We start from the raw sequence: 14926 nt of genomic DNA on the forward strand, positions 1-14926 counted from the left end.
AAGGTGGGGTTTGGGTTGATCGGGGCAAGGTTTGATGGAGATGAACGGGTTGATGGAGCAGGCGCTCGGCTATCTCGAAGCGGGATGGGCGCTTGCCGAAGGCTGGCTTCTGTCGCCTGCGGCGTGGTCGCAATTCGGGCTTCTGGTCGCCGCATGGATCCTTGCGGTTCTGGCGAACCGAACGATTGCACCCCGGATCGACAGGCTCCTGCGCCCTGCCGAAGGGTCTGAGACCACGATTGCCAAGGCGCGCCGGTTCGTCCTGTTGTTTCTGCCGCTTCTGCTGCCGCTTTTTGCCTATGTCTTCACGGCCATCGGCGAGCAGGTCACCCGGAGCCTGTTCGGCTCGGGCGCTGTCATCGCCTTCGGCAAGCGGCTTTTCCTGTTTGTCGCAGCCCGGATCCTCGTCCGCGATATCATTACCGAACCGTTCCTCAATTTCCTTGGCCGCTATGCTCTGATCCCGATTGCGGGGCTCTATGCGCTGGGTCTGCTCGATCCGATCCAGACCGCGCTGACCGAGACGGTCATCTCGCTCGGCAATATCAGCTTTTCGGTGATGTCGCTGATCCGGGGTGTGCTGGCGGGCAGCATCCTGTTCTGGCTGGGATCATGGAGCAATCAGCAATCGGCCAGCTATATCGGCAAACAGCCCATGCGGCCCGCGATCCGGCAATTGTCGATCAAGACGGCGGAAATCGCGATCTTCGGTATCGCGTTCCTGCTGTTGATGAACATCATGGGCATCTCGCTCACCTCGCTGGCCGTTCTGGGTGGTGCGATCGGTGTGGGCCTTGGTTTCGGCCTGCAGAAGATCGCGTCAAACTTCATCTCCGGCGTGATCCTTCTGGTCGAGGGTCAGGCGACCGTGGGCGATTTCGTCGAGCTGGATGGCGGTGAGGCGGGGACGATCATCAAGATGACGGCACGCGCCACCATCCTCGAGACGTTCGACGGCAAATGGATCGTCGTGCCGAACGAGGATTTCATCACGACCCGTGTCGTCAACTATTCCGACGCGGGCAGCGCCAAACGTTACGAGGCGGCGTTTTCGGTCAGTTATGACACCGACATCAACGTGGTGCCCGGCATCATCAACGCGGCGGTGGAGCAGTTGCCCTTTGTCCTGTCGGCGCCTGAGGGCCCTGATTGTGAATTGGCGGGCTTCGGCGAGTCGGGCATCGATTTCGTCTGCGAATACTGGGTCGAGGGGATCGACGACGGCAAGAACAAGTATCGCAGCCACGTGCTCTTCGCGATCTGGAACGCGCTCAAGGAGGCCGGGATCGAAATCCCCTATCCGCATCGTGTGATCGAAATGAAGGGCGGCGCATTACCCCGGATGGCAGAGTGAGCCGTGCCCTCGTCATCGGGGCCGGGCCTGCGGGCCTGATGACGGCAGAGGTTCTGGCCGATGCGGGCCATTCGGTGACCATTGCCGATCACATGCCCTCGCCCGCCCGCAAATTTCTGATGGCGGGAAAATCGGGGCTGAACCTCACCAAGCAGGAGCCGATCGAGCCGTTTCTGTCGGCGTTTCCGGACCTGCCTCGGCCGATGGAACAGGCGTTGCGCGCCTTTGGCCCGCGCGAGGTAATCGGCTGGGCCGAGGATCTGGGGCAGGAGGTCTTTGCCGGGTCGACCGGGCGGGTTTTTCCCAAGGTCATGAAGGCCTCGCCGTTGCTGAGGGCCTGGCTCGCCCGGCTGGAGACAAAGGGCGTTACCCTGTCCCGGCGCTGGAAATGGACAGGCTGGGACGAGGCCGGGCTCGCCCTCTTTGACACGCCTGAAGGTGCCCGGGCAATGGAATACGATGCGCTTGTTCTGGCGCTGGGCGGGGCCAGCTGGCCGAGGTTGGGCTCGACCGGTGACTGGGCCGCGACCCTCGGCCCGGTGGCGCCGTTTCGCCCGGCGAACATGGGGTTCAATGTCGAATGGTCGGGGCATATGGCCGCGCATTTCGGACGGCCCCTCAAGGGCATCACCCTGCGCGCGGGCGACCTGCAGTCGCGGGGGGAGGTCACAATCTCTGCCCACGGGCTGGAAGGCGGCGGGATCTACGAGGTTTCGCGCGCAGTGCGTGACGGGGCCACCCTGACCTTCGATCTCAAGCCGGATTGGTCGGCGGAAAAGTTGCGAGCCGCGCTTGCCCAGCCGCGCGGCAAGGCCAGCGTCACGAACCACCTGCGCAAACGCGCACGCCTTGGGGCAGAGCAACTGGCGCTGCTCAACGAATTCGGGCGGCCGTTTCCGGATGACCTGGCCGGGTTGACCAAGGCCCTGCCCATCCGGCATCTCGGGCCGCGGCCCATCGCCGAAGCCATCTCCACGGCCGGCGGCCTGCGCTTTGACGCGCTGACCGACGACCTGATGCTGCGCGACAGGCCGGGCGTCTTTGCGGCAGGTGAAATGCTGGATTGGGAGGCGCCGACGGGCGGTTACCTGATCACGGCCTGCCTTGCCACAGGCCGGCTGGCGGGGCAGGGCGCGGCCCGCTACATCGCCGAGCCGAGCGCGCGGATATAGGCAGGGCGCTTGCGCATCCGGTCGCGATACGCGGTGAGTTTCGGTCCGGCATCGGGAAACTTGGCCACGACGGCCCAGCCCAGACAATGGGTCAGCAGGATATCGGCGATCGTCATCGCCTCACCCATCAGGAAGGGGCCTTCGAAGGTATCGGAAAGCCGCGCAGCGGATTGCGAGAATTCCCATTTCAGCGAGTCTTTCACCTCGGGCAACCGATACTCCTCGGGCAGGGCAAAACTGTGCCGTGACGCCGTCCAGAGGACCGAGTCGAATTCATCGTTGATCAGCTGTGTCCAGCCGTCCTGGCGCGCGCGATCCAGTGATCCGGCGGGAAAGGTCAGTTGCCCGGTCCGGTCGGCCAGAAAGGTCAGGATCGCGGTGCTGTCGCTAATTGCCGTGCCGTCGACGACCAGAACCGGGATCTTTCCCGACCCGTTCAAGGCCATGACCTCGTCGCTGCGCGGGGCCGCGAGACTGTGCTGATAATCAAGCCCCAGTTCCTCGAGCATCCAGATCACGCGGAACGCACGGCTTTTCGGGCCGCCGTAAAGATGAAGATCCATTCTTTCTCCTGTTCGGCCACCTCCGGGGTGACGCGTGCTTGCATCAAGTCGCCTGCCACCCAGAGGAGCGCTTTCATCCCGGAGCGGTGGGGGCTAGTATGCCCCAGAGGATACTTGGGTGGTAAGCATGGCACAAAGGGCAATCGGCGCAGGCGCTGCAATCAGCCTGATTGCGGTTCTGGCGTCGGGTGGGGCGCAGGCGCAGGATCGCGGCATCACCTATACGCTGTATGGGACGCCCGGCCTGCTGGAAATGCCGACGGCCCTTGTTCCGCCTGACGGCGAATTCGCCGCCACGCTGGGCGCGACGACGACGATGCAGCGCACCACGATGACGTTCCAGATCACGCCGCGCCTGATGGGCAGTTTCCGTCTTTCGACGACGCAGGATTTCTACCTGCCCTACGAAGACCCGCAGGAGGGCCTTTATGTCGATCGCAGCGTCGATCTGCGTTACCAAATCCTTGAAGAGGGGCCTTTGCTGCCCTCGGTCTCGGTCGGCCTACAGGATTTCATCGCATCAGGCCAGTTCGGCGCGGAATACATCGTGGCCAGCAAGGCGCTGGGCGATGCCTTTCGGGTGACCGCGGGTCTGGGCTGGGGCCGGTTCGGGAGCGGGAACGGGTTTGACAACCCTCTGGGCCTCTTGTCCTCGGAATTCGAGACCCGGCCCGACGACACCGACGCGATCTATGATGGACAGTGGTTTACCGGCGACGCCGCGTTCTTTGGTGGTGTGGAATGGGCCGCGACAGATACCCTGACGCTCAAGGCCGAATATTCGTCGGATGCCTTCGAACGGGAGACCGCGCTCGGCATCATCACCATCGATTCGCCGATCAATGCCGGCGTGACCTGGGAACCCAAACCCGGCTACCAGATCGCCGCGAACTACCTTTACGGCAATACCTTTGGCCTGACCGGCACGATCCTGTTCAACCCGAACAACCGCCCCTTTGACGGGGGCTTCGATCCCGCGCCCGTGCCTGTCGCCCAACGCGATGCTGGCGCCGGTGCAGGCGGTTGGGATCGCGCAGCCGATCCCGAGGCTGCGATCATTGCGGCCACGTCGCGCGCATTGGCCGCCGAGGGGATCGAACTCAATGCGATCCAGCTGAATGCCGGGGCCGCGCGCATCCAGTTCACCAACAATCGCTACCGCAGCGAGGCGCAGGCGCTTGGTCGTGTTGCCCGCATCATGACCCGGACCCTGCCCGCCTCGGTCGAGACGATCATTCTTGAACCTCTGGCACGGGGCATTCCGACCTCTGCGGTAACGTTCAACAGGTCTGATCTCGAGGCACTTGAAACGGTTTCCGGTGGCAGCGACGCGATCCTTGAACGCGCGATGATCGCCGAGGCCGGGTCTTCCGCGGGCCTGACCCCGGTCGCCGCCCCGGGCGGGCCGCTGACATGGGGCATCGCCCCCTATGGCGCGGTTCAGTTCGGCGATGGCGAAAACAGCAGTTTCGGTATCAATGGCGGGATCGAAGCCTCGGCGGCCTACGAGATCCGGCCAAACCTTGTTCTGAGCGGCGCGTTGCGGCAGCAGTTGTTCAATACGGCTGATGCAACGACCGAACTGCCCAGCGACGATCTTCAGCGGGTCAGGACCAATTCTGCATTCTATGTGCAGGAAGGCACGACAACGATCCCCACGTTGACCCTGTCGCATTATGGCCGACCCCTGCCCGAGCTCTACAGCCGGGTTACCGCGGGTCTGTTGGAGCCGATGTTCGGGGGCGTCTCGACAGAGCTTTTGTTCAAGCCGGTCGACAGCGACTGGGCCGTCGGCGGCGAGGTCGCCTATGTCCGCCAGCGCGAGTTCGATCAGCTGTTCGAATTTCAGGATTACGAGGTGATCACGGGGCACGGGTCGGTCTATTATGATTTCGACAATGGTTTTCACGGTCAGCTCGATGTCGGTCGGTATCTTGCGGGCGATTGGGGGGCGACTCTGGCCGTCGATCGGGAATTCGAAAACGGCTGGCGGGTCGGGGCCTTTGCCACAGTGACGGATGTGTCATTCGACGGAGAGATAGATTCGGGCGTCGATTATGGCATCCGTGTCGAGATCCCGATCGATTTCGTCGTCGGTCAGCCAACGCAGAGGACACTTGGAACAACGCTTGGTGCGCCCGAGCGGGACGACGGCCAGCGGCTTGATCTTGATGGTCGCCTTTACGAAGAAATTCGTGACGGCCACTACACCAATCTTTCTGAAGGATGGGGACGGTTCTGGCGATGACACGGATGATCAGATCTTTCTGGGTCGTGCTCGGGCTGTTTGCCCTTGCCGGTTGCGGCAACCAGACCGAACCCGGCCTTGCGAGCCAGCTTGGCGGCCGTTTCATTCCCGCGCTTGCCGTCGAGGCCGAAAGTGCGGTGGAACCCGGCGCGCCGTCACCCGAAACGGCCATGCTGTTCCAGGTGTCCGGGCTGGGGATCGTGGGTCTGGGCCAGCTGGTCGAAGCCTCGGGCGGACGCCGCACCTATCTGGGCGAGACCGGGTATTCGGTCACGTTCGAAGGCGACGTGATGGTCGCGACGCGTGGCTTCGGCAAGGATCTGATGGCGGCGGATGTCTCACAGGTGCGGGCTGCAATCGCACAGCGCAGCGGCACAGCACGCCGGGTTCACGAGTATCTGGACGCCCGCGATCAGATCTCACGCCAGGTCTATGAGTGCACCTTCGAACTCAAGGGCACCGAAGAGGTCGACCTTGGCCTGAGACAGGTCGAAACGCGGATATTGTCTGAAACTTGCCAGAATCCGCGAATCGTCTTCGAGAATGTCTATTACATTGATTCGAATGGGACGGTGATCGCCTCTCGGCAATTTGTCTCCGACGTGATTGCGTATTTGCGCAACAATCGGCTGTAAAAGACTTATCCACAGCCTTCTGTGGAAACATTGCCGTTGGCAGTCAAACTGACGATCATTAGATGTGCATTGCAGGTAGCCGCTAACAAAGGAGTTTTCCATGCGCGCCGTTAAGACCTTCGCGATCGCCGCCCTTGCCGCGGCCTCGTTCTCCACCGCCGCCTTCGCAGGCGGTTTCCAGGCCGAGATCGTCGAGCCCCCGGTTGTTCCGGTGATCGTCGAGCCCGAGCCCGCAGGTTCGTCCTATGGCTGGGTTCTTCCGGTTGTGGCTCTGGCAGCCCTTGCTGCTCTGGCCTACACCCAGACTCAGGAATGATTCTTCCCTGATTTTTCGGGGGCCACGGAGCCGGTCTTCGTGGCCCCTGAATACGATATTCGCGAGGACGTCGCCGAGAATGCGACACGTTCCTCCTTGTAAGAGTGCTGGCGTTTGCCACTCTGCGCCACACGGCTGACACAACTGTTGCATTTTTGCGCTGCATCCCGATTTGAATGCTACGTGCATTGTCGAGTCGGAAGAGTGTCGCTTGAGTCGATAGATCAAAGCCGATATAGCCGAACCAACGCTTTGTTTATCAACTGGAGTAGAGACATGCGCCTCACCAAGACCCTTATCGCCGCTGCCGTCGCAACCGCCTTCGCTGGCTCCGCAATGGCTGGTGGCTTCGCTGCCGAAATCATCGAGCCCCCGGTCGTCGTCGTCGAAGAAGCTGCCGGCTCGTCCTACGGCTGGATTCTCCCCGTCGTTGCCCTGGCTGCTCTTGCCGCTCTGGCATACACCCAGCTGAACGAAGACGAATAAGTCTTTCTCAGTGTCTGCGTTCCCGGATAGGGCGCGCAAACCGAAAAGGCGGGCCTCGAGCCCGCCTTATTCGTTTCCGGATGCGATTTGACGAGCGCCGCCGCCTAGCTGCGTCCGCGGCTTCCCATCATCGACAGACGGATCAGTGCCCTCTCTACCAAGGCATGTTGAGGGGCTGTTGATGCGGAACGCAGCTGAAGATCGGTGTCGATCAACAGTGTGACTGCGCGTTCCAGCTTGTCCCGCCCCCAATTCTGCGCCTGCCGAACCATCGTATCGCGCCGCGGACCAAAGACCGGTGGCCGCAGTCTGCCGATGCCCGACGCCGGACCACCCGGATCGGATGCCGCGGCATGAAGTGCTCTGAAATGGCGCATCGCCGCGATACACAGGCTCACCGGCGTGGTGCCTTGCGCATACAGGCGTCGAAGCAGTTCCGCGATCTGCTGAGTCCTGCCGTCCGCCACCACCGCGAGCAGGGTGTCGAGCCCCGCTTCGGCCGATTGCGGGGCACAATCCTCCACGTCTTTCGAGGTCACAGGCTCATTGACCGAACGCATGTAGAGGCCCAGCTTCTCGATCGTCTGACGAAAATCGCCGGGGTCCAGAATCCGGGACAAAGCGGTCACCGCTTCGGTCGCGTCGCGATCCAGATTGGTCAGGCCGGCCTCTGTCAGCAGGCCCTCGATCTCTGCCCGGTCGGGCGGATCGTCGTAGATCCCTACGGCGTAGCATTTCGAATGCCCTTCGAAGAGTTTTCTCAGGGCTGAACGGGCCGCAAGTTGCCCCGCCGTGACGATCACCTGCGCATCACCCGGGCGCCAATCGGAAACCGCGGCCTCGATCACCTTGGCAAGACCATCGCCTGCATCTTCGACCAGGGCCACCCGGGCACCGGGAAAAAAACCCTGTGCCCGCATCGCATCCGAAAGGAGCGCGGGGTCCTTGCGCAATTCTGCGGCCGAGATGCGGGTCAGCCGCATCTCTCCCTCGCCCTCGGGGCCGATCAGTCTTTCGACGACCTCCTTGCGGCGCAGCGCCACACGCATCGCATCCCCGCCATAGATCAACAGTCCCGTCGCGTCTGCGTCGGGTTTCTTGAAATAGGCACTCGCGTCGCGGGTCGAAAGCTTCATGCGATCACGCCAAACCGATCTGAAGTCGAGCTATGATCTGGTCGGCCAGGATGCCCGCCAGCCTTTCTTCGGCATTCGCGCGGGCGTTCTCGGTCGAGACGGTGGAATCTGTTGTCGAATAGCCGGTAAAGCTGTCGGTCTCGCCTGACACCAACACCATATCGTCCTCCCGCCGGATCAGGCGGAACGCTGCAACACCCTCGAGCGTGAAGCGCGTCACCGCACCTTCCTGGGTGATCGCGGTGCCGATTTCCCGGATATCAAGCGTGACGTCCAGACGATAGAGCGCCTGTCCATCCGGCGGTCCGAGACGGTCACGAACACGATCGGCAAGCCGATATCCGGCTATGGTCGGAGGCACGATCACTTCGACCGTGCCGATCAGCACATCGGAGGCGCCGTTCGTGCCAAAGGCCGGGACAAACCCACAAGCAGAGAGGCCAGAAATGACCCCGAGGAGCGCAACGCGGCGGGTTATCCGGGCCTCAGACAACCACATTCACGATCCGGCCCGGAACGACGATCACCTTCTTTGGAACGCCACCCGCAAGCGCCTTTTGCACCGCTTCGTCAGCCATCGCCGCGGCTTCGACTGCGTCTTTCGCCAGATCCTTGGCGACCACGATCTCGGATTTGCGCTTGCCATTGATCTGGATCGGCAATGTGATCGTGTCTTCGACCAGAAGGTCTTCGTCCGCGACAGGCCAATTCGCAGTGGCGACAAAGCCCTCGTTGCCGAGGCTTTTCCAGATCTCTTCGGACAGGTGCGGCGTCATCGGCGACATCAGCTGCGCCAGTGTGCTCATCGCTTCTTTGCGAACCGCCGCACCGGCCCGCGACTTGGCCAGCGTGTTCGTGAATGCATAGAGCTTCGCGATCGCCGCATTGAAGCCGAAGGATTCGACGCCCATCGTCACATCATGAATCGCGCGGTGAATGGCTCGGCGCAGGTCTTCATCCGCTTCTGGCGTGCCATCCTCCTCCGCTGTGACGATCTCCTGAGACAGGCGCCAGACACGGGCCAGGTGCTTGGACGCGGCCTCGGCGCCCGAAGCCGTCCATTCAACGTCACGCTCGGGCGGACTGTCCGACAGGACGAACCACCGCGCGGTGTCTGCCCCGTAATCGCGCACGATATTGGCCGGATCGACGACATTGTTCTTGGACTTCGACATCTTGGCCGATGGCACGATCTCGACCTCGGCGCCCCCCTCCTTGAGGAAGGCCTTGCCATCACGCAGCTCGACCTCTTCGGGATAGTGGTAGACCGGGCGGCCCTTCGGATCGCGCGATTGATAGATCGCATGCGTCACCATGCCTTGGGTGAACAAGGCGTCGAAGGGTTCAATCGCCTTGGCCGGCAGGTGGCCGGTCCTGTGCATCGCGCGGGCGAAGAACCGGGAATAGAGAAGGTGCAGGATCGCGTGTTCGATCCCGCCGATATACTGATCGACGTTCATCCAGTATTCGGCATCCTCGGCCACGGTCGGGGTCGGGGCCCGGGGTGCCGTAAAGCGTGCGAAATACCATGAGGAATCGACGAAGGTATCCATCGTATCCGTCTCGCGCCGGGCCGGTTTGCCGCAGGCAGGGCAGGGCACATCGCGCCACGTCGGGTGACGGTCCAACGGATTGCCGGGGATGTCAAAGCTGACATCGTAGGGCAATTCGACGGGGAGGTTTTCCTTCTTCTCAGGAACCACGCCGCAGCTGTCGCAATGGACAACAGGGATCGGACAGCCCCAATACCGCTGCCGGCTTAGGCCCCAGTCACGCAAGCGGAATTTGGTGACACCTTTCCCCCAACCATCACGTTCGGCGATGGCGATCGTGGCATCGATGGCTTCGTCGCTCGTTGCATCTTCGGCCCAGCCGAAGGGGCGCGTCCAGTGCACCTTTTCGGATTTGGGCGGCACATAGGGCGCGGCCGTGATGTCCCACTCTTCATCGCGGGGCAGATAGGTGTCGACGATCGGCAGATCGTATTTCCGGCAGAAATCATGGTCGCGCTGGTCGTGCCCCGGGCAGCCGAAAATCGCACCGGTGCCGTAATCCATCAAGATGAAATTGGCGATCCAGATCGGCAATTCCCACGTGGGATCCAGTGGATGCTTGACCGTCAGCCCGGTATCGAACCCCAGCTTCTCGGCCTTTTCCAGTGCCTCTTCGGTCGTGCCACCCTTGGCGCAGGCCTCACGGAAGGCCTGAACCTCCGGGTTCGCCTCGGCCAGTTCCTTGGACAGCGGATGGTCCGGAGAAATCCCGACAAAGCTCGCGCCCATCAGAGTATCGGGCCGCGTCGTATAGACCTCGATCTCGCCGCCATCTGTCCGCTCGAACGCGAACTCCAGGCCCCGGCTCTTGCCGATCCAGTTGGCCTGCATCAGCCGCACCTTGGCGGGCCAGTCATCCAGCCCGTCCAGAGCTGACAGCAGCTCATCGGCCATGGATGAGATGTTGAAGAACCATTGCGTCAGTTCGCGACGTTCGACCTCGGCACCGGAGCGCCAGCCCTTGCCATCGATCACCTGTTCGTTGGCCAGAACGGTCATGTCGACTGGATCCCAGTTCACGACGGCATTCTTGCGATAGACCAGACCCTCTTCCAGCATATCGAGGAACAGCGCCTGCTGCTGGCCATAATACTCGGGGTCACAGGTCGCGAATTCACGGCTCCAGTCCAGCGACCAGCCCAGAGGTTTCATCTGGGTCTTCATCTCGTCGATGTTCTTGTAGGTCCAGTCCTTCGGGTGGCCGCCCGACGCCATCGCCGCATTCTCGGCCGGCATGCCGAAGGCGTCCCAGCCCATTGGATGCAGAACGTTGTGCCCCGTCGCCATCTTGTAGCGCGCGATGACGTCACCCATCGTGTAGTTCCGCACATGACCCATGTGGATCCGCCCCGACGGATAGGGAAACATCTCGAGCACGTAATACTTCGGTTTGCCCTCGGTGCGGGTCGCGGCAAAGATGCCGGCCTTGTCCCAGGCGGCTTGCCATCTGGCTTCGATTTCGGCGGGGGAATAAGCGGTCATCGGGGCATGTCTCGAAACAGGATGTCGGGGCTGCGCACTCGGCGCATCGAAGTCTTTTCGCGGAAGAGGGCAGGGGAGGCGATGATGCCCTAGAGCGCCCCGTCCGCGATACGTAGCTGCCGCGCGCGGGCAAGGATCGCATCCTCGACGGCGCGCTGTGTCTCAAGCGAAACCGGACCGCCCCGCGTGGCAAGCGCGACATTCAGCGAACGCGCGTCAAGGGCGGGGTCATCGACCAGAACCGTGGCCCGGTAGGCCGTTCCTCCGCCGGGCGGCACGCCATAGCCAAAGACGATCACACCTGTGAACGGGTCGACGCTCTCGACGGGCATGAAGCCCAGCGTCTCGAGAGAGGCGGCCCATAGATAGCGGTTGACGGCCACGGTTTCCGAGCCGCTGACGCGGGAGGCCTCGCGCGTGGCATCCGTGCCCGCGCCAGATGAGCCGCAGGCGGCCAGTCCAAGACAAAGGAGGGCTGCGGCCGTGGCTCGTGAGAATCTGGAAATGGCGGTTCCGTCAGGCGCTGTCACGGATCACCCCTCGCTGCATTGTTCTTCCCGCGATGTGTATCGAAGCGGTGGGGGCCGAACAAGCCTCAAGCGGGCCATGGCCCCCCGACAAAAGAAAAGGGCGGCCCCGAAGGACCGCCCAAATCTGTAACCGATCGGTTAAGATCAGAACTCGAAGGACAGCTCGGTCGTGATGCCTTCTTTGTACTCGGGGCCGCCGAGGTCTTCGCCACCCACAGCGTCGTCACCGTCCGTGGCATAGGACACCAGGAAGGATGCACCGCCGCCGAGGTCGTAGGTCGCTGCGCCGTAGAAGCCGGTCGCGTCGCCGTCCAGATCGTCGATGAATGCACCGGCGAGGATGGTGATGCCGCTGCCGACTGCGTAGGACGCGTCAACTTCGAGCGACTGGGTTTCGTCAGCAGCCACGTCAAAGCCAGCCGACACAGAGATCGGGCCGGAAGCGTAAGCAGCGTCGACACCGTAAGCGGAGCCTTCGACGTCACCCGTGTTCTGGGTGAAGTAACCACCGATGGTGATCGGGCCAATCGGGTAGGACGCGGAAGCGCCGATCGACTGGGTGCCACCATCGTCTTCGAACGCGGCCTTGAGGTCGGCACCGAAGAAGGACGCGGTTGCGCCAACAGCGATGACCTGGGGCGTGAGGCCTTCCATTTCCTGCTGGAACGCAGCCATCACACCAAAGGCGCCGAAGGTGCCCATGGCAGCAGCCTGGAGAGCGTCGATGTTGTTGCCCGTCAGGTTGGTCGCGTCGTCGTCAACACCGAACGACACTGCAGCGTCGATGCCCATGTAGGAAACGTCACCACGCAGGATGGCGTCAAAGCCAACCACGTCGAAGTGAGCTTCGTCGTCGTTGAAGCCAGCGACCTCGGAACCGTCAACACCGGACCACATGTCGTCGGCGGCCGGAGCAACGTCACCAAACCGCAGGCTGGCCATGTCCGACTCGAGGGTCAGGAGCCAGTCGGCGGAGGTCACGTCACCACCGATTGCACCGTCAACAATGTTGAGGCCGAAGGTGGCGGATGCGGTCAGGCCGTTGTCGAGAGCGGCAGAAGCCGTCACGGACAGGCCGGAGTCGAAGTAAAAACCACCCTGATCGGCAGCGCCCAGATCCATCTGGTCGTTGAAGCCGACGGTGGCGTCACCACCAAAGGTGATGCTTGTGTGGCCATCAGCAGCGGCAGCGCCAGCGAAGGCGAAGACCGAAGCGGAGGCGAGGAGGATGCTTTTCATTGATAATCCCTCGTGGTTTGCATTCCCAAGAATGCCAGTGCAACTAGCATTGACAGTGTCTTTGCTCCCTCAGCCCTGCACACTCAAGCAAATTGGCCCCTGAACTCGCCCGATCCACCAAAATGATGCAACATGGCCACACAGCCTCGAATGGCCCTGATCTTCGCCAAAGGAGCGAGAGGATCTATGGTGGTCTTGGGCCGGATGAAAGAGCCCTGAAAACAAGGATTTGATAATGTCGCTGGACCGGATTCGCCAAGAAATCGAAACTGCGGCCCATACAGCCGGACGTGACCCATCGGATGTGACCCTGATCGCGGTGTCCAAGGTTCAGCCCCTCGACCGCGTCGAGGCGATTCTGCGCGCAGGCCATAGGGTTTTCGGTGAAAACCGCGTTCAGGAGGCCGCGTCCAAATGGCCGGAGTTCCGGACGCGGTTCGATGGGATCGAACTTCACCTGATCGGACCGCTCCAGACCAACAAGACCCGTCAGGCGATGGAACTTGCCCAGGCGATCCACTCCGTCGACAGGCCGAAACTGGCCCGGTCGATCGCCCGCATCGCGCAGGAAATCGGTGCCTGTCCCGACCTTTTCATACAGGTGAATACCGGCGAAGAACCGCAAAAGGCCGGGATCCTGCCGTCGGACACCGATGCCTTCGTGGCCGAATGCCGCGAGATGGACCTGCCTTTGCGCGGCCTGATGTGCATCCCGCCGGTCGACGAACCGGCAGCCCCCCATTTCGCGATGCTGGCGCGTCTGGCCTCAGACAATGGTCTGACCGGGCTTTCGATGGGGATGAGTGCCGATTTCGCCGAGGCCATCGCGCATGGGGCGACCCATATCCGGGTCGGATCGGCGATTTTCGGCGAGAGGGTTCCGCAGGGCTGATCTGCGCTGAAGGTCTTGCACAGGCGGCCCGATCCGTGACTTATGCGCGTCAATCTTGCCAGGGGAGGGGCCGGAGTGAAGCTTGGGATTGCCGGCCTCGTGCTGGCCTATACGCTGTCGCAATTCTATCGCGCCTTCCTGGCCGTACTGACCCCGGCCCTTTCCGCCGACATCGGGGCGACGCCGGCTGATCTGGCCTTTGCGTCGGGCCTTTGGTTCCTGGTCTTTGCCGCGATGCAAATCCCCGTGGGCGCCGCGCTTGACCATTTCGGGCCGCGTCGGACCGCGGCGATTCTCCTGGCCGTCGGGGGTGCGGGCGGGGCCGCCGTATTCGCCAGCGCGCAGTCGCCAGTGCATATCGCCTTGGCGATGGCGCTGATCGGTGCCGGCAGCTCACCTGTCCTGATGTCGTCCTACTTCATCTTTGCCCGGGTCTATCCGCCCGCGGTCTTTGCCACTCTGGCAGGCGCGATGATCGGGGTTGGATCGCTGGGCAATATCGCAGGATCTGCCCCGCTGGCCTGGTCCGTCGCGGAATTCGGCTGGCGCGAGACGATGTGGGCCCTGTCAGCCGTAACAGCGGCAGCGGCGGCTCTGCTTTTCCTCGTGGTCCGCGATCCGGAGTCGATTGCGCGCACCGAGAAGGGATCGGTTCTCGACCTTCTGCGGATGCCCGTCCTGTGGCCGATCTTCGCGATGATGTTCGTCAGCTACGCGCCCTCTGCCGGGATCCGCGGCCTGTGGGTCGGCCCCTATGCCGAAGGCGTCTTTGCCGCCGATACCGTCACGATCGGGCGGGTCAGCCTTGTGATGGGGCTGGCGATGATTGCGGGCAATTTCCTTTATGGCCCGCTCGACCGTATCCTCGGGACCCGGAAATGGATCGTCATCGTCGGCAATCTCATCGGTGCGGCCGCGTGCCTTGCATTGTTCGCGTTGCCCGATGCGAGCCTTCTGGTCTCGACCGTGCTTCTGGCGCTGGTCGGACTAATGGGGGCGTCCTTCCCGGTCATCCTCGCCCACGGACGGGCCTTCTTCCCGCCGCACCTGACGGGGCGGGGTGTGACGCTGGTCAACCTCTTCGGTATCGGCGGCGTGGGTGTGAGCCAGTTCGTGACCGGGCGCATTCACGGCACGGTCGCCGGCCAATCCGATGTCGCCTCGGCGCCCTTTGCCGCGATCTTCCTGTTCTTCGGGGTCAGTCTGCTGATCGGCATCGCCATCTATTTCGCCTCGCGTGATCGCACGGATTAAGCCGATCCCCCTTTCGGTGGCCTTCCCGTTGGCGTATAGCGCCTCCGACTTCAGACAGAGGAGCCA

The 14926-nt window shown here is 62.5% G+C and carries 14 protein-coding genes; 8 read left to right on the forward strand and 6 right to left on the reverse strand.

The annotated features are described in order from the left end of the window. Positions 1-40: 40 nt before the first annotated feature. Positions 41-1354, forward strand: a complete 1314-nt coding sequence (locus tag EP376_RS11830; RefSeq protein WP_127655728.1) for a mechanosensitive ion channel family protein — start codon at positions 41-43, stop codon at positions 1352-1354. Beyond that, positions 1351-2526 carry a TIGR03862 family flavoprotein gene (locus EP376_RS11835; RefSeq protein ID WP_127655729.1) on the forward strand — a complete coding sequence of 392 codons (1176 nt, stop codon included), beginning with the start codon at positions 1351-1353 and terminating at the stop codon, positions 2524-2526. Before EP376_RS11830 ends, EP376_RS11835 begins: the two co-directional genes overlap by 4 nt. Here EP376_RS11835 and EP376_RS11840 read toward each other — a convergent pair. Then, positions 2496-3089, reverse strand: coding sequence for a glutathione S-transferase family protein (locus EP376_RS11840; RefSeq protein ID WP_127655730.1), 594 nt, complete (start codon positions 3087-3089; stop codon positions 2496-2498). The genes EP376_RS11835 and EP376_RS11840 overlap by 31 nt on opposite strands. A 127-nt stretch (positions 3090-3216) precedes the next feature. On the opposite strand from EP376_RS11840, the gene EP376_RS11845 reads away from it, so the two are divergent. The 4 genes from EP376_RS11845 to EP376_RS11860 all read left to right on the forward strand — a co-directional run bounded on the left by EP376_RS11845 (position 3217) and on the right by EP376_RS11860 (position 6774). Then, a complete protein-coding gene (locus EP376_RS11845) occupies positions 3217-5337 on the forward strand; it encodes a YjbH domain-containing protein (protein WP_127655731.1) in 2121 nt (706 codons plus the stop codon). A gap of 5 nt (positions 5338-5342) precedes the next feature. Then, positions 5343-5972 carry a YjbF family lipoprotein gene (locus EP376_RS11850; protein ID WP_164744921.1) on the forward strand — a complete coding sequence of 210 codons (630 nt, stop codon included), beginning with the start codon at positions 5343-5345 and terminating at the stop codon, positions 5970-5972. A 100-nt stretch (positions 5973-6072) separates the two neighbouring features. Beyond that, a complete protein-coding gene (locus tag EP376_RS11855) occupies positions 6073-6288 on the forward strand; it encodes a hypothetical protein (RefSeq protein WP_127655733.1) in 216 nt (71 codons plus the stop codon). A 276-nt stretch (positions 6289-6564) separates the two neighbouring features. After that, positions 6565-6774: a hypothetical protein gene (locus EP376_RS11860; protein ID WP_127655734.1), complete on the forward strand. Its 210-nt coding sequence runs from the start codon at positions 6565-6567 to the stop codon at positions 6772-6774. A 104-nt stretch (positions 6775-6878) separates the two neighbouring features. Here EP376_RS11860 and holA read toward each other — a convergent pair whose 3' ends face one another. From holA to EP376_RS11885, 5 genes are all read right to left on the reverse strand, one after another. Next, entirely contained in the window at positions 6879-7910 is a 1032-nt protein-coding gene (gene holA, locus EP376_RS11865) for a DNA polymerase III subunit delta (RefSeq protein WP_127655735.1), read from the reverse strand. 4 nt (positions 7911-7914) lie between these two features. Beyond that, a complete protein-coding gene (gene lptE, locus EP376_RS11870; protein ID WP_127655736.1) occupies positions 7915-8409 on the reverse strand; it encodes an LPS assembly lipoprotein LptE in 495 nt (164 codons plus the stop codon). Further along, the gene (gene leuS, locus EP376_RS11875) at positions 8396-10945 is read right to left on the reverse strand and encodes a leucine--tRNA ligase (protein ID WP_127655737.1); all 2550 of its coding nucleotides are present in this window, start codon (positions 10943-10945) and stop codon (positions 8396-8398) included. Before leuS ends, lptE begins: the two co-directional genes overlap by 14 nt. Before the next feature lie 89 nt (positions 10946-11034). Then, complete coding sequence (locus EP376_RS11880; protein WP_127655738.1) at positions 11035-11475, reverse strand: DUF3576 domain-containing protein; 441 nt, start codon at positions 11473-11475, stop codon at positions 11035-11037. Positions 11476-11619: 144 nt separating this feature from the next. Continuing rightward, the gene (locus EP376_RS11885; RefSeq protein WP_127655739.1) at positions 11620-12714 is read right to left on the reverse strand and encodes a porin; all 1095 of its coding nucleotides are present in this window, start codon (positions 12712-12714) and stop codon (positions 11620-11622) included. A 235-nt stretch (positions 12715-12949) separates the two neighbouring features. On the opposite strand from EP376_RS11885, the gene EP376_RS11890 reads away from it, so the two are divergent. Together EP376_RS11890 and EP376_RS11895 are read left to right on the forward strand one after the other, a co-directional pair. After that, positions 12950-13606 (forward strand): YggS family pyridoxal phosphate-dependent enzyme, encoded by a 657-nt coding sequence (locus EP376_RS11890; RefSeq protein ID WP_127655740.1) that lies wholly within the window; start codon positions 12950-12952, stop codon positions 13604-13606. A gap of 75 nt (positions 13607-13681) precedes the next feature. Then, a complete protein-coding gene (locus tag EP376_RS11895; protein ID WP_127655741.1) occupies positions 13682-14860 on the forward strand; it encodes an MFS transporter in 1179 nt (392 codons plus the stop codon). The last annotated feature ends 66 nt before the right edge of the window (positions 14861-14926 follow it).

Source organism: Alexandriicola marinus, from assembly GCF_004000435.1.
GTDB lineage: Bacteria > Pseudomonadota > Alphaproteobacteria > Rhodobacterales > Rhodobacteraceae > Alexandriicola > Alexandriicola marinus.